This window comes from Oceanimonas marisflavi, from assembly GCF_003049725.1.
In the GTDB taxonomy this organism is placed as follows: Bacteria; Pseudomonadota; Gammaproteobacteria; order Enterobacterales; family Aeromonadaceae; genus Oceanimonas; species Oceanimonas marisflavi.
In genome coordinates this window covers 58,056-82,715 of the sequence record NZ_QAGM01000006.1, presented here as the reverse complement: position 1 = coordinate 82,715, position 24,660 = coordinate 58,056, and the positions used below count along the sequence as shown (strand labels likewise).

General features: G+C 61.0%; 25 protein-coding genes. 13 read left to right on the top strand and 12 right to left on the bottom strand.

Annotation, left to right across the window (positions count from 1 at the left end; translation table 11 throughout):
- Nucleotides 1-12: 12 nt before the first annotated feature.
- On the top strand, nt 13-1,032 hold the full coding sequence (locus DA373_RS05685; protein ID WP_107851367.1) for an aldo/keto reductase: 1,020 nt from the start codon (nt 13-15) through the stop codon (nt 1,030-1,032).
- Nucleotides 1,033-1,147: 115 nt separating this feature from the next.
- Here the strand turns inward: DA373_RS05685 and DA373_RS05680 are convergent, their stop codons facing one another.
- On the bottom strand, nt 1,148-2,020 hold the full coding sequence (locus DA373_RS05680) for a LysR substrate-binding domain-containing protein (protein WP_107851366.1): 873 nt from the start codon (nt 2,018-2,020) through the stop codon (nt 1,148-1,150).
- 414 nt (nt 2,021-2,434) lie between these two features.
- On the opposite strand from DA373_RS05680, the gene DA373_RS05675 reads away from it, so the two are divergent.
- The 4 genes from DA373_RS05675 to DA373_RS05660 all read left to right on the top strand — a co-directional run bounded on the left by DA373_RS05675 (nt 2,435) and on the right by DA373_RS05660 (nt 8,639).
- Nucleotides 2,435-4,102, top strand: a complete 1,668-nt coding sequence (locus DA373_RS05675) for a sensor domain-containing diguanylate cyclase (RefSeq protein ID WP_107851365.1) — start codon at nt 2,435-2,437, stop codon at nt 4,100-4,102.
- Nucleotides 4,103-4,326: 224 nt separating this feature from the next.
- Nucleotides 4,327-5,964: a BCCT family transporter gene (locus DA373_RS05670; RefSeq protein ID WP_107851364.1), complete on the top strand. Its 1,638-nt coding sequence runs from the start codon at nt 4,327-4,329 to the stop codon at nt 5,962-5,964.
- Nucleotides 5,965-6,028: 64 nt separating this feature from the next.
- Nucleotides 6,029-7,900 (top strand): putative nucleotidyltransferase substrate binding domain-containing protein, encoded by a 1,872-nt coding sequence (locus DA373_RS05665; protein WP_107851363.1) that lies wholly within the window; start codon nt 6,029-6,031, stop codon nt 7,898-7,900.
- A 7-nt stretch (nt 7,901-7,907) separates the two neighbouring features.
- On the top strand, nt 7,908-8,639 hold the full coding sequence (locus DA373_RS05660) for a 3'-5' exonuclease (RefSeq protein ID WP_107851362.1): 732 nt from the start codon (nt 7,908-7,910) through the stop codon (nt 8,637-8,639).
- A gap of 134 nt (nt 8,640-8,773) precedes the next feature.
- Here DA373_RS05660 and DA373_RS05655 read toward each other — a convergent pair whose 3' ends face one another.
- Nucleotides 8,774-9,382, bottom strand: a complete 609-nt coding sequence (locus tag DA373_RS05655; protein WP_107851361.1) for a DUF2726 domain-containing protein — start codon at nt 9,380-9,382, stop codon at nt 8,774-8,776.
- Between the two features lie 154 nt (nt 9,383-9,536).
- Between DA373_RS05655 and DA373_RS05650 the strand changes: the two genes are divergently transcribed.
- The 4 genes from DA373_RS05650 to rlmM are packed head-to-tail and all read left to right on the top strand — an operon-like array spanning nt 9,537 to nt 12,511.
- Entirely contained in the window at nt 9,537-10,448 is a 912-nt protein-coding gene (locus DA373_RS05650; protein ID WP_107851360.1) for a transcriptional regulator GcvA, read from the top strand.
- Nucleotides 10,445-11,056, top strand: a complete 612-nt coding sequence (locus tag DA373_RS05645; protein ID WP_107851359.1) for an alpha/beta fold hydrolase — start codon at nt 10,445-10,447, stop codon at nt 11,054-11,056. The genes DA373_RS05650 and DA373_RS05645 overlap by 4 nt, the downstream gene beginning before the upstream one ends.
- Complete coding sequence (locus DA373_RS05640; RefSeq protein WP_107851358.1) at nt 11,046-11,423, top strand: DUF423 domain-containing protein; 378 nt, start codon at nt 11,046-11,048, stop codon at nt 11,421-11,423. Before DA373_RS05645 ends, DA373_RS05640 begins: the two co-directional genes overlap by 11 nt.
- Nucleotides 11,420-12,511: a 23S rRNA (cytidine(2498)-2'-O)-methyltransferase RlmM gene (gene rlmM / locus DA373_RS05635; RefSeq protein ID WP_107851357.1), complete on the top strand. Its 1,092-nt coding sequence runs from the start codon at nt 11,420-11,422 to the stop codon at nt 12,509-12,511. Before DA373_RS05640 ends, rlmM begins: the two co-directional genes overlap by 4 nt.
- Before the next feature lie 246 nt (nt 12,512-12,757).
- Here the strand turns inward: rlmM and DA373_RS05630 are convergent, their stop codons facing one another.
- From DA373_RS05630 to queF, 5 genes are all read right to left on the bottom strand, one after another.
- Entirely contained in the window at nt 12,758-13,765 is a 1,008-nt protein-coding gene (locus tag DA373_RS05630) for an isocitrate dehydrogenase (RefSeq protein ID WP_107851356.1), read from the bottom strand.
- A 76-nt stretch (nt 13,766-13,841) separates the two neighbouring features.
- Nucleotides 13,842-14,618, bottom strand: a complete 777-nt coding sequence (gene xni / locus DA373_RS05625; protein ID WP_107851433.1) for a flap endonuclease Xni — start codon at nt 14,616-14,618, stop codon at nt 13,842-13,844.
- Between the two features lie 13 nt (nt 14,619-14,631).
- Complete coding sequence (gene ppnN, locus DA373_RS05620) at nt 14,632-15,987, bottom strand: nucleotide 5'-monophosphate nucleosidase PpnN (protein WP_107851355.1); 1,356 nt, start codon at nt 15,985-15,987, stop codon at nt 14,632-14,634.
- Nucleotides 15,988-16,077: 90 nt separating this feature from the next.
- A complete protein-coding gene (locus DA373_RS05615; protein WP_107851354.1) occupies nt 16,078-18,336 on the bottom strand; it encodes a tetratricopeptide repeat protein in 2,259 nt (752 codons plus the stop codon).
- 83 nt (nt 18,337-18,419) lie between these two features.
- Nucleotides 18,420-19,271 carry an NADPH-dependent 7-cyano-7-deazaguanine reductase QueF gene (gene queF / locus DA373_RS05610; RefSeq protein WP_107851353.1) on the bottom strand — a complete coding sequence of 284 codons (852 nt, stop codon included), beginning with the start codon at nt 19,269-19,271 and terminating at the stop codon, nt 18,420-18,422.
- 64 nt (nt 19,272-19,335) lie between these two features.
- Between queF and DA373_RS05605 the strand changes: the two genes are divergently transcribed.
- Nucleotides 19,336-19,872 (top strand): SecY-interacting protein Syd, encoded by a 537-nt coding sequence (locus tag DA373_RS05605; protein WP_107851352.1) that lies wholly within the window; start codon nt 19,336-19,338, stop codon nt 19,870-19,872.
- Here the strand turns inward: DA373_RS05605 and DA373_RS05600 are convergent.
- The 5 genes from DA373_RS05600 to DA373_RS05580 form a co-directional block, all read right to left on the bottom strand.
- Nucleotides 19,862-20,635, bottom strand: a complete 774-nt coding sequence (locus DA373_RS05600; RefSeq protein ID WP_107851351.1) for a Zn-ribbon-containing protein — start codon at nt 20,633-20,635, stop codon at nt 19,862-19,864. The genes DA373_RS05605 and DA373_RS05600 overlap by 11 nt on opposite strands.
- Complete coding sequence (locus tag DA373_RS05595) at nt 20,635-20,916, bottom strand: hypothetical protein (RefSeq protein WP_107851350.1); 282 nt, start codon at nt 20,914-20,916, stop codon at nt 20,635-20,637. The genes DA373_RS05600 and DA373_RS05595 overlap by 1 nt, the downstream gene beginning before the upstream one ends.
- Nucleotides 20,917-20,926: 10 nt before the next feature.
- Entirely contained in the window at nt 20,927-21,157 is a 231-nt protein-coding gene (locus tag DA373_RS05590) for a DUF2789 domain-containing protein (RefSeq protein ID WP_107851349.1), read from the bottom strand.
- A gap of 186 nt (nt 21,158-21,343) precedes the next feature.
- Nucleotides 21,344-21,640, bottom strand: a complete 297-nt coding sequence (locus tag DA373_RS05585; protein ID WP_107851348.1) for a DUF3301 domain-containing protein — start codon at nt 21,638-21,640, stop codon at nt 21,344-21,346.
- A complete protein-coding gene (locus DA373_RS05580) occupies nt 21,633-22,667 on the bottom strand; it encodes a DUF3549 family protein (RefSeq protein WP_107851347.1) in 1,035 nt (344 codons plus the stop codon). The genes DA373_RS05585 and DA373_RS05580 overlap by 8 nt, the downstream gene beginning before the upstream one ends.
- 86 nt (nt 22,668-22,753) lie before the next feature.
- Here DA373_RS05580 and DA373_RS05575 point away from each other — a divergent pair, with 86 nt between their 5' ends.
- From DA373_RS05575 to DA373_RS05565, 3 genes are all read left to right on the top strand, one after another.
- On the top strand, nt 22,754-23,089 hold the full coding sequence (locus DA373_RS05575; RefSeq protein WP_107851346.1) for a YqcC family protein: 336 nt from the start codon (nt 22,754-22,756) through the stop codon (nt 23,087-23,089).
- Nucleotides 23,086-23,808: a tRNA pseudouridine(65) synthase TruC gene (gene truC / locus DA373_RS05570; protein ID WP_107851345.1), complete on the top strand. Its 723-nt coding sequence runs from the start codon at nt 23,086-23,088 to the stop codon at nt 23,806-23,808. Before DA373_RS05575 ends, truC begins: the two co-directional genes overlap by 4 nt.
- Before the next feature lie 280 nt (nt 23,809-24,088).
- Nucleotides 24,089-24,529, top strand: coding sequence for a flavodoxin (locus tag DA373_RS05565; RefSeq protein ID WP_107851344.1), 441 nt, complete (start codon nt 24,089-24,091; stop codon nt 24,527-24,529).
- Nucleotides 24,530-24,660 lie beyond the last annotated feature (131 nt).

Genomic DNA, 24,660 nt, shown 5'->3' with positions numbered 1-24,660 from the left:
TGAGGATTTAACATGCAATACGTAAGACTCGGTCAGTCCGGCCTGAAAGTATCCCGTCTCTGCCTCGGCACCATGAACATGGGCTCCAAGGAATGGAAACCCTGGATTTTTGATGAAAAGGAAAGTGAGCCGATTATCGCGCACGCACTGAACATGGGTGTCAACTTTATCGATCTGGCTGACTTCTACTCTACCGGTGCCGGCGAAGAAGTGGTGTGCAATGTGCTGCGCCGCATTGCCCGCCGTGAAGAGCTGGTTATCACCACCAAGGTGGGTTATGCCATGAGCGATGACATCAATGCCCAGGGGCACTCACGCAAGCATATCTTCGATGCCATCGATGGCTCTCTCAAGCGCATGGGCATGGATTATGTCGACATCTACATGCTGCATTATTTCGATACTGAAACCCCGGTGGAAGAGACCATGGGTGCCCTCAACGATATCGTGCTGGCCGGCAAGGCTCGCTATATCGGTGTATCCACCATGTACACCTGGCAGCTGGCGAAGATCCTGCAGGTCTGTGATAAGAACGGCTGGGCCCGTCCGATTAACATGCAGCTGCAGCTGAACTGCGCCTACCGGGAAGAAGAGCGGGAAATGATCCCCTTCTGTATGGATCAGGGCATTGGCGTGTCGGTATTCAGCCCGCTGGCCCGGGGCATTCTGACCAGCGATCTGCAATCCACCCGCAACCAGACCGACTTCTTTACTGCCGAGATGTACAACGATCAGGCCTCCAGGGATATCGCACATTCCGTGGCCAAGGTGGCCGACGCCCGTGGTTGTCTGCCGGCGCAGGTGGCACAGGCCTGGGTACTGCAGAAGCCGGAAGTGTCCTCCATGCTGGTGGGTGCCGACAGCCCGGCCCAGTTCGACAGTGCGCTGGCGGCACTCGAAATGACCCTGACCGCAGACGAGCTTTACGAGATTGAGCGTAACTATACCCCTTGTGACGTGATCAACGACTACACTGCTGGCAAGCGTATTGCGCGCAGCCCGCGTCCGGCCCGGGTTCCCTTTATTGACTGATCACCCTCGATTGTTTCCGTAGTACGTGATTTTGCTTCAGGTCTATTTTGCCCCGCTTGCCGGGGCTTTTTTGTGACTCATTGGCGGGGTATGTGTCTGCTCACCCTGGAGGGAGTTAATCAGGGCTGATTGCACGCAGCCACTCGGTAAAGCGAATGACCTTGGCCAGCCCTTGGCGTTCGGCATTGATGTCCAGCCAGTAGCCATAGGGGCCGCTGACCTCGACATCACTGAAGGGTACCAGGGCACCTGACTGCAGTTCGCGGTTGATCATGTGTTTGTCGATAATGGCGAAGCCGGCACCGTTGATGGCGGCATTGGTCACCTGATCCAGGGTGCTGAATTCCATGCCGCGACTGGCATCAACTTGGTCGGTAAGGCCGGCGGCCTGCAGCCAGTTTTGCCACACCGGCAGCCGTTCACCCTTGTGCAGAATATGAAGCAGGCTGCCAGCAGCCTGTTCCAGGTGTTGCGCCCGGTCGACCAGCTCCGGGGCACAGACGGCGACATGCTGCTCCAGCATGATCAGCTCACTGTAATGGCTGGGTCTGGCGGTGCGGCCAAAGCGGATACAGCAATCGAACAATTTGCTGTCGACGTCGCTGTTGTGAATGGACAGCTCCAGCTCGGGGGAGTGCCGGTGCAGGTTCGCCAGTCGGGGGGCCAGCCAGCGTGTGGCAAAGGTGGGGGGCACCAGCAGGGCCAGCTTTTGCCGTTGTTTGGGATCCCGCAGCTCCTGTACCGCACTTTCCATCAGGTTGAAAGACTGTTCCAGCTTGGCAAGCAGTTGTTTTCCGGACTCGGTCAGCTCCAGGTGGTGATGGCGGCGAATGAACAGCGCCACCCCAAGATAGTCTTCCAATTGCTTGATTTGTCGGCTGACCGCGCTTTGCGTGACATGCAACTGGGTTGCCGCCTGAGTGAAACTCAGGCACTTGCCTGTGGTTTCAAAAACGCGTAATGAGGTCAGTGCCGGTAATGAACGCATAAGGTTACTCTTGGATAAAGCCATCTTGGAGGGGGATTATATCTGAGCATACGCGACAGATCGTTTTTTCTAAATTTGGCACAAAGCCGGATATAGCTCTCCAGAACTACCAGCGCCGTCTGATGACAAGGCAATATCTGCAATACTGTCGTGATCGCCGTCACTGGCCTGATCCAGACTCTGGCCGGACAACCTTCTCCACATCAAGATTTTTCTTTAAAAAGTCCGTGTTTTGGGGTAAAAAATAACCCGCTTTTTAATGTTAGTCTTTTCTAATATTGCCCTTTCGGGGGCACCAGCGTTTTCCCCTCCGGCACGGATGCTGCGGCGAGTGAGGGCGGTTTCCTGGCCTCGTTCCGGTTTGAGTCCGGACTCTGGCAGTTCCAGTAAAAAATCCCGAGAGAGGGTTCAATCATGCATCTTCGCAGCAAGCTGATCCTGGGGCTGTGTCTGCTCCTGTCCGGCATTACCCTGGCGATCTGGCTGACCGTACGGCTGTTTATGCTGCCCCAGTTCGAGGCGAGCGAAGTGCAGGCGCGCCAGCAGGATCTGGAACGCGCCAAACGGGCGATATATCGCGATCTGGACCGGCTGCAGGGGTTTGCCATCGACTGGGGGGAGTGGGATGACACCTACCGTTATGTGCAGGACAATAATCCGGAATATGAAGAATCCAACCTGGTTGGCCTCAAACTGAACAAGATCGGCGCCGATCTGCTGCTGATCACCCGCAGCGACGGCCGGATAATCAACAGTGGGGTGTCGGGGCCGCAGGCCGCCGCCCGGCTGTCAGGCAGCGGGCTGCTGGAGCACACATGGCTGACACCTGCACATCCTTTTAACCGGGTGCTTGCCAGTGGCGGCACCGCCATTCTGGACACCCCGGCCGGTCCGCTGTTGCTGGCTGCCAGTGCCGTGCTGCCATCCAGTGGAGAAGGGCGTGCCCGTGGCGTCCTGTTCTTTGGCCGCTTTATGGACGCCGGTTACCGGCAGCAGCTGGCCAAACGCATTCGCCTGCCGGTGGAGTTCGAGCTGACGGCAGCCGGTCATGAAAAGACCAGGGTGAGCTTTGTTTCAGACTCCGAAAGCCGGGTCCATGGCACCATGCCCCTGTTCAACAACCCGGCCCGGGAGCTGTGTCTGATCATTCGGCAGGACCGTCCTTTCTATGCCCAGATGTTGCGCATGATGAACTACGCCATGGCCATTATTCTCGGTCTGGGAGGGCTGGTGGCGGTGGTCGCCTATGGTTTTCTGAAAATGACCCTGATCGGACCGATACTGCAGCTCAAACAACAGGCCGAAACGCTCGACTCGGGAGCCCCGGCACTGCCGGGCAGGGCGCTGCGCCGGCAGGATGAACTGGGTCAGCTGTCCCGCAGCTTTTATCAAATGGCCGGCAGGCTGGAGAAAAGCATGAGCATGCTGGAAGCGGAGCGGCAGCAGCTGAGGGCGGCCAGCCTGACCGACTCCCTGACCGGGCTGAAAAACCGGCGTTACATGGAGCAGTATCTGGCAGCCGGCATGCAGGCGGCGGATACCCATGGCTGGTTGCTGATGGCGCTGGATCTGGATTATTTCAAACGGGTCAACGATGAGTATGGTCACGATGCCGGCGATCGGGTGCTGCAGCAGTTTGCCGGGCTGCTGCAGCGCCTGTGTCGCGCCGAAGATATAGTGGTGCGTTATGGCGGCGAAGAATTCGTGATCATCTGCAAAAATGCCGATGAGCGCCTTGGCTGTGTTCTGGCGGAGCGGATCCGTCAGCAGGTATACTCTTTTCCGTTCGGGTCCGAAAGTGAGCCGATCGTCAAGAGCTGCTCCATCGGTTTTTTCACCCTGACATGGAATGCGGCCCGGCAACCTTCATCCGGCTGGATGTCTGTGTTCAAGGTGGCGGATCTGGCGCTTTACGCCGCCAAGCGCAGTGGCCGCAATACCTGGGTAGGGCTGAAACAGGTGGGAGAAGTGCCCCGGTCCGGCTATCCCGGCAACGGGGAGCAGGTGAGGCAGGCCCTGGCTGAGCAGCGCCTGCTCAGTTTCAGCGCCGGCACCGCCGGTATCAGCTGGCCGCCGGCATAGGACAGGCTTCTCCGCTATTCTGTAGTTACCACAGGTTGCAACAGTGTATTTCTGGCCATGACAAGCAGCCTGGCGCCGTGGTTTTACGGGGTTGTTTTTCGCTTCATAACGATTGAAAATTGGTCATTTAACCTTTTAATCAAGAGGTTAGTGATTTTTTGTGTTACCTTTAGCGGGTGTATCATTACAGCTCTAATGAAGTTAGGGTGGAAGGATTCCGAACAATGACAGACAAAGACAATCACGACGTTATCGCCCCCGAGGGCAAGGCCAATCCGATTGATACGGATTATCAGATTGGTCAGGACAACATTGCCCTGCAAATCGGTCCCTTCGGACTCGACATTCACAACCGGGTCTTCATGATCTCCGGCCTGGCCATTGTGGCCTTCGTATTCCTTACCCTGGCGTTTCAGAACCAGGTGGGGCCTCTGTTCAGTGATTTGCGCAGCTGGCTGACCTCCACCCTCGACTGGTTCTTTCTGGCTTCCGGCAACATCATAGTGCTGGTGTGTCTTGGCCTGATCCTTTCGCCTCTGGGCAGAGTGCGCATCGGCGGCACCCAGGCCACCCCCGACTTCAGCTATATTGGCTGGTTTTCCATGCTGTTTGCCGCGGGCATGGGCATTGGTCTTATGTTCTTTGGCGTGTCGGAGCCGCTGACCCACTTCAGCACCTCTCTGGCCGGCACCACGGTGGAAAACGGGGTGCGCACCGACTGGGCGCCCCTGGGCGGTGCCGCCGGTGATGCCGCCGAGGCCACCCGTCTGGGCATGGCCGCCACTCTCTATCACTGGGCGCTGCATCCCTGGGCCGTGTATGCGGTGCTGGCGCTGGGGCTGGCCATTTTCTCCTTTAACAAGGGCCTGCCACTCACCATGCGCTCTGTGCTCTATCCGTTGCTGGGCGAGCGGGTATGGGGCTGGCCGGGTCACATCATCGACATTCTGGCGGTGGTGGCCACCCTGTTTGGTCTGGCCACGTCGCTGGGCTATGGTGCCTCCCAGGCCTCTGCCGGCCTGAACTTTCTGTTCGGCATTCCCGATACCACTACCACTCAGGTGGTGCTGGTTATTCTGATCACCGCGGTGGCGCTGGTGTCGGTGCTGGCCGGCCTGGATGCCGGGGTCAAGCGGCTGTCGGAAATCAACATGGGGCTGGCGGCATTGCTGCTGCTGTTTGTGATCATTGTGGGCCCGACCCTGCTGATTTTCACCGGCCTGTTTAACAATTTTGTGTCCTATTTTGAATATTTCCCGGCGCTGTCCATGCCCTTTGGCCGTGAAGACGCCAACTACTCTCAGGGCTGGACCGCCTTCTACTGGGCCTGGTGGATCTCCTGGTCGCCCTTTGTCGGCATGTTTATCGCCCGGGTTTCCCGAGGCCGCTCCGTGCGCGAGTTTCTGATCGCCGTGCTGGTGGTGCCCACCACCGCCTGCATGCTGTGGTTCAGCGCCTTTGGCGGCACCGCCATTCATCAGGTGGTAAGTGAAGGCTATCAGGCGGTCACCGAGGCCGATCTGCCGCTGCAGCTGTTTGTCATGCTCGAAGACCTGCCGCTGACCGCCATTACCTCCTTTATCGGTATCGTGCTGGTGGTGGTGTTCTTTGTTACCTCGTCCGACTCCGGCTCCCTAGTGATCGACACCATCGCCGCCGGCGGCAAGGTCAATGCGCCCAAGCCCCAGCGGGTGTTCTGGTGTACCTTTGAGGGCCTGGTGGCCATTGCCCTGATGCTGGGCGGCGGCCTGGCCGGTCTGCAGGCCATGGCGGTGTCTACCGGCTTTCCCTTTACCATCGTCTTGCTGATCTCCTGTGTGGCCCTGATCAAAGGGCTGATGTCGGAGCCCAGGGGCGACTGAGGTGCTTCATTCATGATCAAGGCAGCCTCAGTGCTGCCTTTTTTTCGCTTTGCAGGAGAGAGTAATGGAAGCGGAGCAGCTGGAAGTGCTGGCCTTTATGCGCCAGTGGTATCCGTTCAAGGACTTGCCGGAAGAGGTGCTGGAGCGCATCGCCCCCGAGGTGGAAGTGGCCTATTACCGGGCCGGCACCCCCATTCTTGAGTACGGCGACCCGGTGTACGATCTCTATCTGGTGCGCAGCGGTGCGGTGGAAATCTACCGGCGTAACGGTGAGCTGCACAACCGGCTGAGTGAAGGCAATCTGTTTGGCCAGATGGGCCTGTTGATGAACAACAAGAACCGGCTGCCGGCCAAGGCGCTGGAAGATACCCTGGTCTACTGCCTGCCGGAGTCGGTATTCAACGAGCTCTATGAGCAGTACGAGACCTTTTCCGATTTTGTGGAGCTCGGGGAAAGCACTCGGCTGCGTCATGCGGTGTCCCGCCATCAGGGCGCCAACGAGCTGATGACCTCCAGTGTGCGAGAGCTCATTTCCCGGGATACGGTCTCCATTGGCCGCTCGGCCAGCGTGTTTGACGCCGCCCGCAAAATGACCGAAGAAGGGGTGTCGTCCATTCTGGTGCTTCATGAGGGGGGCGAGGACGACGCCGAGGTGGCCGGCATCATTACCGACCGGGATCTGCGCACCCGGGTGCTGGCCGAGCAGCTGCCGTCGGGCACGCCGGTGGGAGAGGTGATGTCCACCGATCTGGTGGCCGCCGAGAGCGATCAGTACGTGTTCGAGGCCATGCTCACCATGCTGCGCTACAACCTGCATCACCTGCCGGTGCTGCACAGGGGCAAGCCCATCGGCGTGGTAGCGCTGTCGGACGTGATGCGTCACGAATCCCGCAACAGCCTGTTTGTGGTGCGTCATATCTTTCGGGCCCAGGACGCCGACGAGCTGGCCACCATTGCCGATGATGCCCGTGCCTGCTTTGTGCGCATGGTCAACGAAGACGCCAATTCCCACATGATCGGCTCGGCCATGGCGGTGATCGGGCGCAGCTTCAAGCAACGCTTGCTGGAGCTGGCGGAAGAAAAGCTGGGGCCACCGCCGGTGCCCTACTGCTTTCTGGCGCTGGGCTCCATGGCCCGGGATGAGCAACTGGTGGTGACCGATCAGGACAATGCCATCATTCTCGACAACGGCTACAAGGCCGAGCTTCACAACGACTATTTCGCCGCTCTGGCCAAGTTTGTGTGCGACGGCCTGGCCGCCTGTGGCTACAGCTACTGCACCGGCAATATCATGGCCACCAACCCGGAGTGGCGCAAAACCCGCCGGGAGTGGGAGCTGTGCTTTATGGACTGGATAGACAACCCCAGCGCCCGCTCTTTGCTTAACAGCGCCATCTTTTTTGACCTGGACGGGGTCTACGGCCATCTGGAATGGGCCGAGCAGCTCAACCGGCTTATTCTGCGCCGGGCAAAACGCAGCCCGCGCTTTCTCGCCAGCATGGCCCGCAATGCCCTGCTGCGCACGCCGCCGCTGGGCTTTTTCAAGGAATTCGTGATGGAGCAGGACGGCAAGCACAACAACTCCATCAACCTCAAGCGCCGGGGCACGGCGCCGCTGTCGGATCTTATCCGGGTGCATGCGCTGGCGGTGGGCTCCAAGGCGCGCAATTCCTTTGAGCGGCTCAATGACGTGATAGAAGCCGACATACTGCCCCGGGGCAGAGGGCCGGATCTGCGTGACGCCATGGAGTTTATCGCCACGGTGCGCATTCGCCATCAGGCCATGGACGTGGAGGCGGGCAGAGAGCCCGACAACAACATTGAGCCGGAAAATCTGTCCGACTTTGAGCGGCGCAACCTCAAGGATGCCTTTCAGATCCTGAGTCAGGCCCAGAAGTTTCTGAAATTCCGTTATCAGCCCGGACGGGCGCCCTGAGGACGTTATGGTATACCTGAGACCTTCATCCCTGGTGGATCCGGCCCATGCTCCCGACTGGCCGGCGCTGTTTGACGAGCGGGCGCGCAGCGCCCGGGACTACCGGCTGCAGCGCTTTTACCGGGCCGGACTGCCCGCACCCGACACACCGCTGGCCGAGGTGCCCTTTGTGGCGCTGGACTTTGAAACCACCGGGCTGGATGTGAAAAAGGACGCCATCGTCAGCATTGGTCTGGTGCCCTTTACCCTGCAGCGCATTCGCTGCCGCGATGCCGCTCACTGGATTGTGAATCCGCACAAGCCCATGGCGGGAGAGACGGTAGCCCTGCATCACATTACTCATTCCGAGGTCAAGGAAGCGCCGGATCTGCTGCAGGTACTCGACGATTTGCTGTCGGCCCTGGCGGGCCGGGTGGTGGTGGTGCATTACCGGCGCATTGAACAGGTGTTTTTCGCCGCCGCGCTCAAGGCCCGGTTGTATGAAGACATTCGTTTTCCGGTGATCGACACCATGGAGCTGGAAACCCGGTTTCATCCGCGCCGGCTCGGCCTGTGGGACCGGCTGCGCGGGCGCAAGCCGGTGTCCATTCGGCTGGCCAACAGCCGGGAGCGCTATCACCTGCCCTATTATGCGCCCCACCATGCCCTGACCGACGCCCTGGCCACCGCCGAGCTGCTGCAGGCACAGGTGGCCCACCACTACAGCCCGGATACGCCCCTCAGCGAGCTGTGGCTTTAGGCATTATGGAGCGCAGGCTGCCAGCCTGCATTGGCCGCCGAGTAGGTTGTGAATGAGCGAAGCGAATTCCAACATTTTACAGTCGTCTGCGTGTTGGGATTCGCTGCGCTCATCGCCAACCTACGGGTGAGTCGTTACAGCCTAAATCGGGGCTCGTCGTCGGGCTCTTCATCGGGCAGGCTGAGCACCGGCTCCTGACGGCCGCCGGGGAGGGGCGGGGCTGCTTCGGCAGGTTTGAGCAAAGACTGCAGCTCGTCGCGCAGCTCCGCCGGTGTGGGCCAGTCCTTGGGGGAGAGGTGCAGCACCGGCAGGCCGGCATCTTCAATGCGGGCCAGCAGGGTGTGACGGTGGCGGCCGTCGGCCTGGCTCAGGCTGTCGTCCACCAGCGCCACCACCAGGCGTACCCGCAGCTCCTTGGGGGAGCACAGCACAAAGTCCAGCTTTTCTCCGAACATGTCCTGCCAGGCCGTTTCACGGTGGGCCTTGCCAAGTTCGGGCGACAGCGCCAGCACTTCTGTCATGGGCACCGAGGGAAATACCCGCAGCTGGCTGCCGGCGGCCTGCTCCAGCAGGGTCAGGGCGGTAGCGCCTTCAGGGGTAAACATCAGCTTCTGCACATAGAGCCTGCCCGGTTTTCCGCGCCAGATCCGGCGCAACAGGCTGAACAGAACGAGCACCACCAGCAGCACGACCAGGCCGGACACCAGCCAGTCGAGCAGGGAAACGGGTAACAAATCGATCATCGGGAACGCAATCCGGGGCTGAAGGGAACAAGAGGTTGTTATGCAGTTTACTCAGCCGGCGCGGGAAAATGAACTGTTTGCCGCCGGTCATCTCTGGCATGCGCCGGCGCTGGCCCCTATAATCCACAGCCATTAATCGCAGCCAGAGGTTTGCATGTCCCGGCGACTCCCCCCGCTTAACGCGCTCAAGGCCTTTGAGGCCGCCGCCCGCAATCTGAGTTTTACCCGGGCGGCGGAAGAGCTGTTTGTTACCCAGGCGGCCATCAGCCACCAGATCAAGGGGCTGGAAGAATTTCTGGGCATCAAGCTGTTCCGCCGGCGCAACCGCTCGCTGCTGCTGACCGAGGAAGGGCAGAGCTACTTTCTGGAGATAAAGGACATCTTCACCGCCATCTCCGACGCCACCGAGCGGCTGCTGGCGCGCAGCGCCAAGGGCGCGCTCACCGTCAGCCTGCAGCCGAGCTTTGCCATTCAGTGGCTGGTGCCCCGGCTGGTGCGCTTCAGCGAGGCGCACCCGGACATTGACGTGCGCATCAAGGCGGTGGATCTGGACGAAGGCTCGCTCACCGACGACGTGGACGTAGCCATCTATTACGGCAAGGGCAGCTGGCCCGGCCTGCGGGCCGACAAGCTGCACGCGGAATACCTGATCCCGGTGTGTTCGCCCATGCTGCTGATGGGCACCCGGCCGCTGAAAACCCCCGAGGATCTGACCCGTCATACCCTGTTGCACGATACCTCCCGGCGCGACTGGAAGGCCTGGTTCAAGCAGCTCGACATTCAGGCGGCCAACGTCAATCAGGGGCCCATTTTCAGCCATTCCTCCATGGTGATCCAGGCCGCCATTCACGGCCAGGGCGTGGCGCTGGGCCACAGCGTGCTGACCCAGCCGGAAATTGACGCCGGCCGCCTGGTGTGCCCCTTTGAGCAGGTGCTGATGTCGAAAAACGCCTACTACCTGGTGAGTCACGAATCCCAGGCCGGCCTTGGCAAGATCGCCGCCTTTCGCGACTGGATGCTGGCCCTGGTGGAGAAGGAACAAAAACAGAAGAGCTTGAACCCATGAAGATACTGAAAAACGGCCCCGACAGCGCAGCCAGCCGGGTGTTGCTGGCCCATGGCGCCGGTGCCGGCATGGAGCACGCCGTGATGCAGGCTCTGGCCGAAGGCCTGGCCGGCGACGATATTCAGGTGGTGCGCTTTGAGTTTCCCTATATGCAGAAAACCCGGGCCGACGGCCGCCGTCGCCCGCCGGATCGCGAGCCTGTGCTGCTGGACTGCTGGCGGCAACTGGCCGGTGAATTTGCCCATCCCAGGTTGTTTCTGGCGGGCAAGTCCATGGGCGGGCGCATGGCATCACTGGTGGCCGACGAGCTGGCCCCGGCGGGGCTGATATTGCTGGGTTTTCCCTTTCATCCGCCGGGCAAGCCGGAGCGCTTTCGCGGCCAGCATCTGGCTACGATCAAAACGCCCACCCTGTTGCTGCAGGGGGAGCGGGACACCTTTGGCAACCGAGAGGCGGTGGCGGACTACGATCTGGCCGACACCGTCACCACCCGCTGGATCACCGACGGCGATCACGGCTTCAAGCCGCGCAAGGCCTCCGGCGCCACCCTTGAGCGCAATCTGGCGCAGGTGGTGGCAAGCATGAGGAACTTTATCCGTGATCATTAATCTTGCCTTTTACGCGGCGGCCCTGTGCGGTCTGTCGGCCACGGCGCTGGGGGCCTATGGCGCCCACGGTCTGGTGGCGGCGCCGGCACTGGTGTCGGCCTTCAACACCGGCGTGCAGTACCAGTTTCTGCACGCCCTGGCCCTGCTGCTGGTGGCGGTGATGTTAAAGCAGCGGACCACGGCGGCACTGAACGCCGCCGCCGTCTTTTTTGTGCTGGGCATTGTGATGTTCAGTGGCAGCATTTATGCCCTGGTGCTGTTGGGCGCCAGGGGAATTGGTTTTGTGACTCCCCTGGGGGGAGTGAGTTTGATGGTGGGCTGGTTGTGCCTGTTGCTGGCCGGCCGCACCTGGATGAGGTCTGAATGAAACAGTTGTTGATATATTGCCGTCCCGGATTTGAAAAAGAAGCGGCGGCCGAAATTCAGGACCGGGCCGGGCAGATGGGCTGCCCCGGCTTTGCCCGCACCAGGGACGACAGCGGTTATGTGGTGTATGAGTGCTTTCAGCCGGAAGACGGCGATCTGCTGGCGCGCAAGCTGCCGTTTCGCGAGCTGATTTTCGCCCGCCAGATGCTGGTGGTGTGGGCCGAGCTGACCGAGCTGCCCCTGGATGATCGCATCAGCCCGATCCTCGACGCCGCCGAGGGCATGCCCCTGTGCGGCGAGATCCGGGTGGAGACCGCCGACACCAACGAGGGCAAGGAGCTGTCGCGCTTTTGCCGCAAGTTCACCGTGCCGGCGCGCCAGGCCCTGCGTGGCAAGGGCGTGCTGACCCGGGCCGAGGCCCGCAACCGGCCCACCCTGCATTTGTTCTTTACCGCCAACAACCGGGTGATGCTGGGCTATTCCTATTCTTACAACCAGTCGCCCTTTCATATGGGTATTCCCCGGCTGCGTTTTCCCGCCGATGCCCCCAGCCGTTCCAGCCTCAAGCTGGAAGAGGCCTTTCATGTGTTTATTCCCCGGGAAGAGTGGGACACCCGGCTCACCTCCGGCCTGCGCGGCGTGGATCTGGGCGCGGCTCCCGGCGGCTGGACCTACCAGCTGGTGGCCCGGGGCATGATGGTGGCAGCCATCGACAACGGCCCCATGGCCGAGAGCCTGATGGACACCGGCCAGGTCAAGCACTACCGGGAAGACGGCTTCAAGTGGCGGCCCAGCCGCAAGAACGTGTACTGGCTGGTGTGCGACATGGTGGAAAAACCGGCCCGGGTGGTGGCGCTGATGGCCGACTGGCTGCTGGAAGAAGACTGCCAGGAAGCCATTTTCAACCTCAAGCTGCCGATGAAAAAGCGTTACGCCGAGGCGGTGCACAACCTGCAGCAGCTGCAGGAAAAGCTCGACCAGCTGGGCGGCTTTCAGGTGCAGGCCAAACAGCTTTACCACGACCGGGAAGAGATCACCGTGCACGTGTGCCAGCCGCGCAAGGTAGCGAAACTGGAGCCCAAAGCCTGACCCCTTCGGGGAGCCGTCAGGAGGCGCCTGCGGAATGTTGGAATTCGCTTCGCTCATTCCAACCTACGCGGCTTTGGAGCGCGGGCAGCTTGCCCGCAATTTGGCGCGAAGCGGCAACCCGATTATTCACAACCACGTATAAAAAACGGCGCTGTTTTCACAGCGCCGTTTTTGTAGGCCCGAATTCATTCGGGCAAACCGTACCGCATGTGGCACTGTTGCCCCGTTAAAACGGGGCCTACAAATTTAAAGGTTGGCAATAATGGCGTCGGTAAATTCCGTGGTGCTGGCGTTGCCGCCCAGATCCCGGGTAACCGTCTTGCCCTCGGCAATGGTTCTGGCCACGGCGTTGCGGATCTGCGCCGCCTTGTCGGCCATGCCAAGATGCTCCAGCATCTGAATGGAGGCCAGGATCACCGAGCAGGGGTTGGCGATGTTCTGGCCGGCAATGTCGGGGGCCGAGCCGTGAACGGCTTCGAAAATGGCCACATCCTTGCCGATGTTGGCGCCTGGCGCCATGCCCAGACCGCCGACCAGGCCGGCGCACAGATCAGAGAGAATGTCGCCAAACAGGTTGGTGGTCACGATCACGTCAAAGCGTTCCGGATACATCACCAGGTTCATGCAGGCGGCATCCACGATCATCTCATTGGTTTCAATGTCCGGATAGCGCTGTGACACTTCCCGGGCCACTTCCAGAAACAGCCCGGAGGTGGATTTGAGAATATTGGCCTTGTGCACCACGGTCACCTTTTTGCGGCCTTCGTTGCGGGCCAGCTCATAGGCAAAGGTCACGATGCGCTCGGCCCCTTCCCGGGTGATGATGCTCATGGCTTCGGCGCTGGCATTGTCCTCGGAGCGCTTCTGACCGGCGCCGGAATACATGCCTTCGGTATTTTCCCGAATGGTGATGATGTCGATATTGTCGAAGCGGCTTTGAGTGCCTTCAAACGACACCACCGGGCGCACGTTGGCGTAGAGGTTGAACAGCTTGCGCAGGGACACGTTGATGGAGGTAAAACCGCCGCCCACCGGGGTGGTGAGGGGGCCCTTGAGGGCGATTTTATTCTGGGTAATAAGGTCGAGGGTAGCCTGGGGAAGCAACTCGCCGTGTTTTTCCAGGGCCATCAGGCCGGCGTCGGCGTAGTCATAGTGAAAGTCACAACCTGCGTGATCCATAATGCGCAGGGCGGCATCGATAATGCTGGGACCGATGCCGTCCCCCGGGATCACGGTAATACTGCGTTTATTCATGGGGCAGCTTCCGTTGTCAGTGGTCTGGTTATATTGTCTTTTGCAGCGACTTTATAACATTTTATACCTGTTTTTCCTATGGCCCTTTGGTCTGATTGCGATATCGAAGCTGCTGCAAATTCACCCCCAGCTCAATATCATCCACCAGCTTGACCAGCTGCCGTGCCAGTAGCGCATCGTCTTTGTGCTGCTGCACGGTGTTTTGTTCTTTGGTGCCGGCAGAGGCGGTCAGCATGGCATCCAGGTTGCCGAATTGTTGCAGCAGGGCGTTTGCCCGTTTGGGGCCAATGCCGGGCACGCCCCGAATGCCGCTGCCGGACACACCGGTCAGCGCCCAGTAATCCACCAGCTGAGGCGGTGCCAGGCCGAACTTTTGCTGCACATGGGCTTCGTCCAGCCAGCGCTGGCCGAAGTGATCCCAGACCTGAACATGGGGCCCCAGCAACTGGCAGAACCCCTTGTCGGTGGAGACGATAATGCTGTGACCGCCGTGTTGAGCCAGCCGGCAGGCCAGGGTGGCCACCAGATCGTCCGCTTCCTCGCTGTCCGACAGCAGGGCGTCTATGCCCTGCTGCCACAGCGCCTGCTGCAGCTCCCCGAGGTAGTCTGCCAGCTCTGCCGGCATGGGCTGGCGGTTGGCCTTGTAGTCGGGGTGAAGGCGATGACGAAAGCCCACCGGGGCGCCGTCGAACACCGCCACCACATGGCTGGGCCGGAACCGGGCCAGCAGCTTGCCGGCTGCCTGCACCAGGGCGGCCTGAGTGGCCGCCAGCTGTGCCTCGGTCTGACTGTGCTGACCCTGCTGCACCGCATGCAGCCGGCGGATCAGATTCATGGCGTCGAGGATCAGCAGTTGCACCGTCACCTCAGCGGTTAATGCGGTAGCAGGGCTCGTAGGCGGAGCCGGGCAGCTTCATGCGCTGTTGCTCCACAAACTGGCGCAGCAGCTTGTCCATCATCTTCATCAGCTTGGGATCGCCGTTGATCAGGAAAGGTCCCTTTTTCTCAATGGCGCGCAGGCCGCTTTCCTTGACGTTGCCCGCCACTATGCCCGAAAAGGCCCGGCGCAGATTGGCGGCCAGCTGCTGGGGCGCCTGCTCCCAGTGCAGGTTGAGGTTGGCCATGTTGTCGTGATCGGGCTCAAAGGGCAGCTGAAACTCGGGCTCGATCTTGAGCGACCAGTTAAAGGAGTAGGCGTCGCCCACCGACTTGCGGTAGTCCCGCACCAGCGGCATGGTGGTTTTCAGGCGCCGGGCCACTTCGGCCGGATCATCGATAATGATTTCATACATGGCCTGGGCATCCGGCCCCAGGGTATTGCCGATAAATTCGTCCACACTGCGGAAGTAGTTGGCGCTTTCCCTGGGTCCGGTAAGAATGATCGGCAACGGCTGATTGCGGTTTTCCGGGTGCATCATGATGCCCAGAATATAGAGGATCTCTTCCGCCGTGCCCACGCCGCCGGGAAAGACAATAATGCCATGGCCCAGGCGCACAAAGGCTTCCAGGCGCTTTTCAATGTCCGGCAGTATCACCAGCTCGTTAACGATGGGGTTGGGCGGCTCGGCGGCGATAATGGACGGCTCGGTCAGGCCCACATAGCGGCTGCCGGTCACCCGCTGTTTGGCGTGGCCCACGGCGGCGCCCTTCATCGGGCCCTCCATGGCGCCGGGGCCGCAACCGGTGCAGATATTGAGCTCGCGCAGCCCCAGCTCGTTGCCCACCTCCCGGGTATACTGATATTCGGCCGGACTGATGGAGTGCCCCCCCCAGCACACCACCAGGCTGGGATCGGCGCCCGGGTTAATGGCCCGGGCGTGGCGCAGAATGGAAAACACCAGATCGGTGATATGGGTAGACGCGGTCAGGTTCAGCTGGGGGTTGGCCTGCAGGTGGCTGTTGACATAAATGATGTCGCGCAGCACGGAAAACAGGTGATCCTGAATACTGCGAATGATTTCACCGTCCACAAAAGCATGTTCGGGCGGGTTGAACAGCTCCAGCTTGACTCCCCGTTCCCGGCGGATGACGTTAATGTCGAAGTTTTTGTAACGCTCAAGAATTTCCTTGGAGCTGTCGGTTTTGCTGCCGGAGTTGAGCACCGCCAGCGCACAGTTGCGAAATAACTGGTACAGACTGCCTGAAGCCGATTGCTTGAGGCGATCCACCTCGATTTGGGACAGCAGGTTCATGCTGCCCACCGGATTAATATGGGTAATCATGGTTTATCCCTAAAAAATAATAAAACAGGCTCAGACGAAAACGAGCTGATGGCATCCTGCATGGCTTCGCCCGGAATGGCGCTTTTTCACTTAGTTGGTCGAATCGGTTGATGTTAATGCCGGCAGCAGTGCCTGCCAGTCGACCTGATGTTTTTTATGAGAGCTGTTGACCTTGACCAGTCCTTTCATAATACCCTGAATACAGCAGGTGCGAATATCGCCGGTAAAAAAGGCCGCCTGCTGGCAGTCCACCGCCACCAGCTCCACCCAGGCCGACTCACCGGTTTTTTCCCCCAGCTGCCGGGCCGCCGCCATGGCCAGGTAGAGAATGTCACCCAGGCGCATATCGTCCAGCGCGTGGGGCGCCTTGGGCAGAAACGGATGGCCGATAATGCCGGTAAACAGGCGTCTGTCCAGATCAAACTGGCAGGGAAACTCGGCAAACATGCGCTCCAGAGCCGTCAGGGTCTGTTGCAGCGCCGGCACTTCTTTCTGGGGAATGGCGTAAATAAACTGGCCATCACGCAGATCGTAAAGCCGGGCGCCGGGGTGGGTGCGGCCGCGCAGGTACTCGCCCAGCTGATGCTGGATCTCGGTGGTATTGGCCAGCCCCACCCGTTCGCGCATGCTGATCATAAAGGGCACCTGCAGCAGCAGGTAATAAATCTTGTCGTCAAAGGGCCGGGCCTGCTCTTCGTCCAGATACCACTGCTCCGAGCGCAGTTGCTGACGGGCCATTTCCTGGGGCAGGCGCTGCATCAGCTGACGCCAGTTGGGGAGGCCGGTCAGGGGTTCGATCAGCAGGGTCTGCTGCAGCTCCTGATTCTGAGCCAGCAGCCGGCGGCTGCGAATGTAATTGCGCAACAACCCGTAGAGCAGCAGGGGCGACAGCAGGCTGAGGCCGGCGGCCAGCAGGGCAAAGTGCTCCCTGTCCTGCTGCAGCTTTTCGCTGCGCCGGCCCAGATCGCTCAGCTCTCTTTCCTGTTGCAGTTGCTGTTCATTGTCCTGCACCAGGCTCTGGGTCAGCAGCCGGTTAACCGTGGTAGCCTGCCGGAAATAGGCGTGCAGCGCCTTCTGGTGTGTCAGCGCTCCGGCCGTGTTGCCGCTTTGCTCAAACAGCTGAGCCAGCAGCCGGTGGCTTTCCATCAGCCGCAGCACATCGTCGAGCCCCTGGGACAGGGCCAGGGCGCGCTCCAGGCGTAGCAGCGCCAGGCCATATTCCTGCTGGGCCAGGTGCATTTTACCCAGCTGCATCAGGGTGTCGGCCTGGCGGGGAATATCCTGGCTGTGTTCAAAGCCGGTACGGGCCATGTCCAGGTAGTGGCGGGCCTCACTAAAGTTGCCCAGCTGGGCATAGGACTGGCCAATGTCCAGATAAAGTCGGGCCATCAGCTCGGCGTCTCCCTGTATTTTGACCAGATCCAGGGCGTTAAAAAAATACACCAGCGCCAGGTTGGCATCGTCTCCGGCCCGGGTGACCTGGCCCAGATTGATCAGTGAACTGATCAGCAGCGGGCTGTTGCCCAGCTGTTCAAACTCGGTGGTGGACTGGTTGGCGTATTGCAGCGCCTTGTCGTTCTGGCCCAGGGTGGCATAAATGCTGGCGGCCTTTTTGGTGGCCAGTGCCTTGACGTAGAACTGACGGCGATCACCCAGCACGTCCAGGGTTTCCTGAAAGTGAGACAGGGCCAGCTCGTCCTGCTGCAGCTGCAGGTAATACTCCCCCAGCAAAAAGTTGGCCCAGGCCTGGCGGGGTGAGTCGTCCTGCTGCATGGCCTGCAGTCGCACCTGCTCAAAGGCCTGGCGGGCTTCGTCAAAACGATTCCGTTGCAGCAATACGGTGGCCTGCAGCAACTGCAGATCTCCCGACAGTCCGGTATCGGCAGGCAGGTTTACCTTTCTGGCTTCGTCCAGCAGCGCCTGTGCCTTGTCTGGCTGCTGGCCGGCCAGCGCGAGTTTGGCCTTGAGCAGCAGGGCGATGACCAGGGCGTCATGCTGGCGGTGCTGACGGGCCAGACTGATGGCCTTGTTGATGCTGGCGTCGGCCGGCAGCAGCTGGCCGTCGTTGGCCTGACACAGGGCCTGCAGCTGCCAGGCGGTAAAGGTCTGTCCGCGGGTGCGATAGCGTTTGGCCTGCTCCAGTTTGTCCAGCTCCTGGCGCGAGTTGAACATGGAGGCGGGCTTGGCCTCCTTGCGCTGCAGAAAATGGTGGGTCAGGGCCACGCACTCGCCGGGCCGGCTCAGCATAAGCTGCCGGGCCCGCTGCAGTGCAGCGGGCTCCGGTTGGTAAGACGACAGTGGCGGGGTGCCCGCCAGATGTGACACCAGAACGGCGACAGACAGAATCACAATAATCGATACCGAAGCAATCGGGCCAGTGGCGCAGTGTACGAAGCCCGCCGGCCTGCGTCCAGCCTTGGTGTGTCAGCCGGTTACTGGCGCAGCAGCCGCACGTTGGCGGCCTTGCCGGCCACATTGCTGCGATAGGGGTTGATATCCAGCCCGCCCCGGCGGGTATAACGGGCGTAAACGGTCAGCTCCTTTGGTCGGCAGTGCTGCATCAGATCCATGAAAATGCGCTCCACGCACTGTTCATGAAACTCGTTGTGCTGACGAAAGCTCACCAGATAGCGCAGCAACACATCCTGACGAATGCGCGGCCCCTGATAGCGGATCATGATGCTGCCCCAGTCGGGCTGACCGGTGACCAGGCAGTTGGACTTGAGCAGGTGGGAATGCAGGGTTTCGCTGACCTCTTCCGTCTCGGTGGCGTTGGCCAGCAGGGCGGGATCGGGCTGGTAGCGGTCAATGTCGATATCGAGCTGATCGATGCAGTGGCCGGGCAGACGGCCGAACTGGGCCGGCGCAAACTGCAGCTCATAGAGTTTGACGGTGACCTTGCCCTGGGCGCAGGCGGACAGATCCCGGGCCAGGGTTTCTTCCACCGCGGTCAGGCTCTCAAAGCGGCTCTGGTTAAAGCTGTTGAGGTAAAGTTTGAACGACTTGGATTCGATCAGGTTGACGCTGGTGGCGGGCACCCGCACCTCGCCCATGGCCACCATGGGCTTGCCTCTGGCATTGAGCCAGGACAGTTCATACAGGTTCCACAGATCTTCACCGGAAAAGGGCAGGGCAGCGGCCTCCAGGCCCAGATCGTCCCGGTTCAGGCTGCGCGGCACCGCCTGCAGCTGATTGGGATCATATTCGCTGACATAGCTGCTCTGCTTGCCCAGGGGCAGTTCGGCAAGGGCGGGGCTCTGTTGGTATTTCTGCTCTGGTGTCATTTGAAAGTCCGCTTGATAAAATGGGGCCTTGTATACATTTCTAAAAACATTGTGAGGCTTTGCCATGGAGAATCAAGTGGTGCCGGCACTGGCTGCCCTGTTTGAACACTATCGCCGGTGCTATGGCCAGCCCCTGGCAGAGCACGACCCCGGCGAGCCGTCGCCCGCCGAGTTGTTGCCGGCGCACCATGGCCGGGTGGCCTGGCGCCCCTTTGCGCGCCCCGAGCCCGGCAGTTTTGACAATCTGGGCGAGGCGCTGGACATGCCGGTGCATCCGTCGCTGGCGGCGCTGTTCGGCCATTATTACGCCGGGCATGTGCCCCTGTGTTACAAGGGGCTGTTCGTGACCCTGCTGCAGCCCTGGAATCAGGCCGACTTTGAGCGGCTGCAGCAAAACCAGATTGGTCACCAGCTGATGCAGCGCAAGCTCGGGCTGCCGGCCACCTGGTTTATTGCCACCTGCCGGGACGAGCACCGGCTGGTGACGCTGGACAATGCCAGCGGCGCCGTGCTGCTCGAGCGTCTGGGCAAGGGCGCCATCGGCACCCTGGCGCCGGATCTGGCCACCTTTCTGCGCCGGGCCGAGCCGGTCAGTCTTTGAAGTCCCAGGACAGGTTGGACACCAGCCGGCAGGGCTCACAGAAAAAGTCGAAAATATCGTGCAGCGGCGCGTCAAGGCGCCAGTCACCGCCACAGCCGGGGCAGGGGCGGGACTGCTCGGCCGCCAGGCTGTCGCCGCCCACCCGGTAGAGGTAGTAGAAGGTCGGCACCTGGGTCAGGTATTCGATGCGTTTGGCCAGATCCCGGCCCCGGCGGCTCAGCAAACTGGTGGTGGCGGAAATTTCCTGCACCGCGGCGTGTTCGAGAATGGAGCCGTTCATCTGCAGCTGATCACAGGCTTCCCAGTCTTCCTGCCATTTGACTACCTGCTTGAAATCGCCGTTGGCCACCGCCGGAATGCGGTAAAGGGGGATGGGCGCAAAATGGTCGCCACAACGCAGGGGGGAGCAGGTATGCAGATAGCTGGTATACAGCACCTGCCACCGGGGCGTGTGGGCCTCGTCTGTGGTGTCGGAGTTGAGATCCGGCCCGCGCGGATTGACCCTGGGGCTGGTGAGCCCGGCCCGGTGCAGCTGCTCCACCGCCAGCTCTACCTGACGGCTGTAATGGCGCGGGTGCAGGCTGTCCTGCTCGGGACACACCACCCGGCTGGTGAGCCAGCCCTGATGGATCACGGTGGGAAATTCCCGGCCGATGATCTGGCCGTTGTAGCGCAGGGAATCCAGCAACTGGCGAATGGCCTGCTCGGCCTCGGCCAGCCGGGTGTCCTGATAGCAGTCAAACTGAAGTTCACAAACCCACATCAGGCGTCCGGCCCCTCTAACCGTGCCAGCCGGGCTTCCAGGGCGCGTACTTTTTCTTCCAGCGCCGTCAGCCGGTCTTCCGGGGGCTGAGCGGCCGAAGGCTGCGCCGCGACGGCCGAGGCCGCCGGCAGCGATTCCGGCGCACTGCGATAGCGGTTCACCAGGCTGATCAATTCAGCCATATTGACCGGGCCCGACAAGCGGGCCCGTACCGTGGCGGTGGTGACCGCCTTGCCTTCGGCGGCAAGACGGTGAATAACATCAATAATGTCCTGAGACATGAAAACTCCGTTAATTACTCAGACTGGCGTTAAGCTGATCGATCACTTCGGCCCAGTCGGAATCGTCCTGCAGCCCTTCCTTCAGAAAGCTGGCCTGGGAAGGACTCCAGAATGGCGCTTCCACCAGCTCCACCTCCGGCGGCAGTTTATGATTATGCAAAAAATGCTCAATGCCTTCGTGGCTGGCATCCAGCCCCAGTTGTTCAAACAGCTCACTGAACGGGTGAACGATGTGCTCCATGTTGACCTCCTTTTTTAGCTGTCAGCTTTAAGCCTTAAGCTGTAAGTGGTGTTGTCTGAAAGATAGACGCCGGCCCGGCAGCTTGTCACTCTGCGAAGGCGCGAGTCCATCTCGCAACGACCACCACATTATCAGGCACCAGACGGGGTCTTCAATCAACACCACTTAAAGCTGACAGCTTACCGCTTACCGCTCGTGATTTTCCCGCAGCACCGGCACCGATACCTCCACCACCTGCAGCCCGGCCAGCCAGAGATCTCCCTCGTTATGCTGCACGCCGTCGTGGCTGAACTCAAAACGAAAGTGCGCCAGTAGCCGGCCCTTGCGCCAGCAAAAGCGGTAACGGTAAATGCTCAGCAGCTGAAACTGCTGGCGCCTGCAATAATGGGCCAGCCAGCGGCTGGCAAACTCGCTCTGGCGGCGCAGCTGCCAGACCCCGGCGCCCAGCACAAACAGCGCCAGCAGCCCCAGCAGCTCAGCCACGGGCAGCGGCGAACAGGCCGCCCAGTGCCTGCTTCAGCGAGGCGGGCAGCTCGGGATTGTGCAGGTTGGCCAGGATCAGCGGGCGCAGCGCCGGCACCGACACCAGCTCGGCAAACAGGCCGTTAAACAGCTCGCCGTGATGCTCTGCCAGCAGGGTCAGATATTGCAGCAGCAGGGCCTCGTCGGTCAGCTCCTGCCACAGCCGGGCCGCCAGGGTCAGCAGCAGAGTGGGGCCCGGGTTCAGGCTCATCAGACTGGACAGCTTGGCGCTGCGCTCGCGAAAGGGGGCACAGCCGGCGGTGGCCCGCAGCAGCAGACCGATGCGCTCTTCGTCGGGCCCGGCGCGCTCCTGCTCACTGCTGATGGCCTCGATGATCGCCTTTGCCAGCGACGCGGGCAGGGGATGATGCTCGCACTGGGTCAGCAGGGCCTGTTGCACCGGCGCCGGCAGTTGCCACAGCCGCTGCTGTACCCGTCTGGCCAGGGCGGCATCGGTGTTGAGCCGGGCGGCCACGTCCGCCAGTCCCTGCAGGCCCAGCTGCTGCCAGTCGTGAGTGTCGGGGCTGTCCAGATAGTCGAGCACGCCCTGATAAAAGGCCGACGGCGCATGGTCCAGCGCCAGGCTCAGGCGGGCGTGAAAGGCGGCCAGCTTGTCCTGGGGAGGCTGAAAGGTAAAGGGGGTGTCCGCCAGCCGTTGCTGCTGCTCTTCGGTCAACGGCGCGTGAATATCCCCGCCCAGCTGTTCCACCAGCGCCGACAGAAAGTGTTTGACCGCGGCATTGTTGAACAGGCCGCGTTCGTCCAGGGGAATCTTCAGAAACCACACATAGGGCTGGCCGCCCTGTTGCTGCCAGTAACACACCGCCAGCCAGGCGTGACGCTGCAGGGGCCAGGGATAGGGGCGGCGGCCCGCCTCAATGGCGGCAAAATCGGCCTGCTCAAGGGGCTGCAGCCGCCGGCCCAGATCGAACAGCCGAAACTCGGTACCGGCCTGGGTCAAAAAGTCGCTGAGTGTGTCTATGTGCATGGGCTCCTCCTGTCTTGAGGGCGAATTATAGGGAGTCGGCGGCCGGGATGGTATAGTAGCGGGTCGTTTTACCCGGAGTTTGCTCAATGCCCGCTGATATTCAACACCTGCTGCTCAACATGGAACGGGAGCTGAAAACCCTGGGCTGGTGGGACAGCAAGCCCCCGTCGGCCGAGGCGCTGGCCAGCACCCAGCCCTTTTGCATCGACACGCTGAGCCTGCCCCAGTGGCTGCAGTTTGTGCTGCTGCCCCGGCTGCGGGCCATGCTGGCGGCGGGTGTGCCTCTGCCTGGCCGTATTGCCGTTTATCCCCTGGCGGTGGAAAGCTTCAAGGGGCTGAATGAAGACACTCAGGCTCTGCTTGAAGCCATTGCCCGTCTGGATGAAGCCCTGAGCGGCCAGCCGGTGGAGCGTGAGTCATGAGCATTGAGCTGGTGTATGAAGACGACTGGCTGGTGGCGGTCAACAAGGAGCCCGGTCTGCTGGTGCACCGCAGCTGGCTCGACCGGCACGAAACCCGCTTTGCCATGCAGCTGACCCGGGACGCCGTGGGCTGCCATGTATTTCCGGTGCACCGGCTCGACCGGCCCACCTCCGGCCTGCTGCTGTTTGCCAAGAACGCCGGGGTGGCCCGTACCCTGACCGAGGCCTTTGGCGGGCGCCAGATCAGCAAGACCTATCTGGCGCTGGTGCGGGGTTACCTTGAAGGTGAAGGGCGGCTGGAATATGCACTGACCCGGGAGCTGGACGACATTGCCGACAAGTTTGCCGATCCCGACAAGCCGGCTCAGGAGGCGGTGACCCGCTGGCAGGGCCTGGACCGGGTGGAGCTGCCCTTTGCGGTGTCGAAAAAGCACCCCACCAGCCGCTACAGCCTGGTGCAGCTCAGCCCGGAGACCGGCCGCAAACATCAGCTGCGCCGGCACATGGCCCACCTGCGCCACCCCATCGTGGGCGACACCAGCCATGGTGACGGCCGCCACAACCGCTTTTTCCGTGAACAGTACCAGTGCGACCGGCTGATGCTGCACGCCGCCCGGCTGAGCCTGACCCACCCGGTGACCGGTGAGCCGCTGACCCTCAGTGCCCCGCTGGACGCGCACTGGCACCGCCTGGCTACCGAATTCGGATGGATTTTGTAGGCCCCAATTTATTGGGGCAAACCGTGTTGAATCTGGCACCCGGCGTTGCCCGGTTGAAACCGGGCCTACACGCCCCCGTTCTACAAATGAATCCAAGAGCCGAGAGCGGTAGGTTGTGATGAGCGCAGCGAATCCCAACAAAGGCAGGCGACGGTGGAATGTTGGAATTCGCGCTGCTCATTCCAACCTACGGGACCCGGACCCCACCTTGGGGCCGGCGCAGGTTCCATGGCATAGTGCACCAGACAACAATATTGCCAAAAAACCAAGGAGAGCATAAATGGCGTCAGTGGATATTATTATCGGCACCGTATACGGCTCGGCCGTACTGGTGGCGGAAACTCTGGAAGAAGCGCTGGTAAAGGCGGGGCACAATGTCACCCTGCACGAAGATGCAGAGCTGGCCGATCTGGATCAATCCCACTTCTGGCTGTTTGTCACCTCCACCACCGGGCAGGGAGATATTCCGCCCAATCTGGTGCCCCTGTTTGAAACCCTGCGGGAAGCCTGCCCGCCCATCCCCGAAGTGCGCTACGCCCTGGTGGCCCTGGGGGACAGCAGCTATGAAGACTTCTGCGGCGCCGGCAAAAAGCTTGATGAACAGCTGCAGGAGCTGCAGGCACAGGCGGTGACCGACCGCCTGCTGGTGGATGCCACCGAAACCCTTGAGCCGGAAGTGCCGGCCCTGGAATGGCTTAAGGGCTGGATGGAGAAAATTTAAGGCGCTTGCGCTGTATCATCTCATTCCCACGCTCTGCGTGGGAATGCATACCAGAGCTGTGCCAGGACACGATATACACTCCCACGCAGGAGCGTGGGAGCGAGAAATTCACCTCGCTACAGCCTCCTCAC

Coding starts and splice junctions, on each gene's coding strand:
- DA373_RS05670 (WP_107851364.1), top strand. CDS start 4,327: ATGACAGACAAAGACAATCACGACGTTATCGCCCCCGAGGGCAAGGCC.
- DA373_RS05590 (WP_107851349.1), bottom strand. CDS start 21,157: ATGGAGCACATCGTTCACCCGTTCAGTGAGCTGTTTGAACAACTGGGG.
- DA373_RS05680 (WP_107851366.1), bottom strand. CDS start 2,020: ATGCGTTCATTACCGGCACTGACCTCATTACGCGTTTTTGAAACCACA.
- truC (WP_107851345.1), top strand. CDS start 23,086: ATGAGCATTGAGCTGGTGTATGAAGACGACTGGCTGGTGGCGGTCAAC.
- DA373_RS05580 (WP_107851347.1), bottom strand. CDS start 22,667: ATGCACATAGACACACTCAGCGACTTTTTGACCCAGGCCGGTACCGAG.
- DA373_RS05645 (WP_107851359.1), top strand. CDS start 10,445: ATGAAGATACTGAAAAACGGCCCCGACAGCGCAGCCAGCCGGGTGTTG.
- DA373_RS05575 (WP_107851346.1), top strand. CDS start 22,754: ATGCCCGCTGATATTCAACACCTGCTGCTCAACATGGAACGGGAGCTG.
- DA373_RS05605 (WP_107851352.1), top strand. CDS start 19,336: ATGGAGAATCAAGTGGTGCCGGCACTGGCTGCCCTGTTTGAACACTAT.
- ppnN (WP_107851355.1), bottom strand. CDS start 15,987: ATGATTACCCATATTAATCCGGTGGGCAGCATGAACCTGCTGTCCCAA.
- DA373_RS05665 (WP_107851363.1), top strand. CDS start 6,029: ATGGAAGCGGAGCAGCTGGAAGTGCTGGCCTTTATGCGCCAGTGGTAT.
- rlmM (WP_107851357.1), top strand. CDS start 11,420: ATGAAACAGTTGTTGATATATTGCCGTCCCGGATTTGAAAAAGAAGCG.
- DA373_RS05655 (WP_107851361.1), bottom strand. CDS start 9,382: ATGATCGATTTGTTACCCGTTTCCCTGCTCGACTGGCTGGTGTCCGGC.
- DA373_RS05660 (WP_107851362.1), top strand. CDS start 7,908: ATGGTATACCTGAGACCTTCATCCCTGGTGGATCCGGCCCATGCTCCC.
- DA373_RS05650 (WP_107851360.1), top strand. CDS start 9,537: ATGTCCCGGCGACTCCCCCCGCTTAACGCGCTCAAGGCCTTTGAGGCC.
- queF (WP_107851353.1), bottom strand. CDS start 19,271: ATGACACCAGAGCAGAAATACCAACAGAGCCCCGCCCTTGCCGAACTG.
- DA373_RS05600 (WP_107851351.1), bottom strand. CDS start 20,635: ATGTGGGTTTGTGAACTTCAGTTTGACTGCTATCAGGACACCCGGCTG.
- DA373_RS05595 (WP_107851350.1), bottom strand. CDS start 20,916: ATGTCTCAGGACATTATTGATGTTATTCACCGTCTTGCCGCCGAAGGC.
- DA373_RS05675 (WP_107851365.1), top strand. CDS start 2,435: ATGCATCTTCGCAGCAAGCTGATCCTGGGGCTGTGTCTGCTCCTGTCC.
- DA373_RS05565 (WP_107851344.1), top strand. CDS start 24,089: ATGGCGTCAGTGGATATTATTATCGGCACCGTATACGGCTCGGCCGTA.
- DA373_RS05630 (WP_107851356.1), bottom strand. CDS start 13,765: ATGAATAAACGCAGTATTACCGTGATCCCGGGGGACGGCATCGGTCCC.
- DA373_RS05685 (WP_107851367.1), top strand. CDS start 13: ATGCAATACGTAAGACTCGGTCAGTCCGGCCTGAAAGTATCCCGTCTC.